The 896-nt window shown below is 62.2% G+C and carries 1 pseudogene; it reads left to right on the top strand.

Going from position 1 to position 896, the window contains the following annotated elements:
* A pseudogene (locus A3730_RS32120) lies at positions 1-896 on the top strand (TIGR02099 family protein); the annotation flags it as partial.

Here is an 896-nt window from a genome sequence, read left to right as displayed (position 1 = left end):
GGAGGCGCCATTGGTGCTGGATGAAGTGGTGCTCAGCATTGATGTGTTTGGTTCCCTGTGGCACCGGGATCTGGTGCTTGAGGAACTCAGTGTTCGCGGGGTGGATTTGAATCTGGTGCGCGGTGATGACGGCAAGATTCGTCTGCGCGGACTGGATGTGCTCGGGCAGAATGATCCCGGGTCACGACCGCCGCTGGAACGTATTCTCAAGTTGTTTTACCGCCAGCAATTGCTGTCAGTCAGCGACGCCCGTTTGTCCCTGGAATGGCCGGGCATGCCACCGCTGGCGGCGTCGCAGCTGGATGCCACCATGACCAACACGGGTGGCGAACACCGGTTGGCCCTGCGTGTGGAAGCCCGGGACCGCCCCCTCTCCCTGCTGGCAAAGATACACCTGCACGATGATGCCTACGCGCTGGATGAGGTGGATGCGGATATCTATACCCGCTTCGAGGGCAAGCGCCTGCACGAATGGTTGCCCGAGATAGAAAAAATGCCGCTGGATCTGGGCTCGCTGGATGCATCCGTGGCGCTGTGGGGCACTCTGGAAGGCGGTGAGCCGATCAGCGGACAGCTGCAGGTTGATGTGCCCACGTTGACGCTGACCCAGGCAGATACGGCCTGGCCGCTAACCGGTTTGTCCCTGCGCGCCTCACTGCTTCGTGAGGATGATGAGGCGACCCTGTCGTTATCCAATCTGTCCGGCAGGACACCCTCCGGCCCGCTCACGCTGGGCGATATGGCGCTGCGCTGGGAGACCCGGGGCGAGCGCCGGCAGTGGCAGCTGCGCGCCAATGAACTGCCGGTGCACGCCATCAGCCAGCAATTCCAGAGCTGGCCATTCAGCCTGCCGGAGTCTGCCGACAAGGTCCGTAAGCAATTATCGGTGCTGTCTC

It is taken from the genome of Alcanivorax sp. HI0044 (assembly GCF_001634945.1).
The sequence above is the reverse complement of the archived record's forward strand: the minus strand, read 5'-3'. Positions and strand labels throughout refer to the sequence as shown.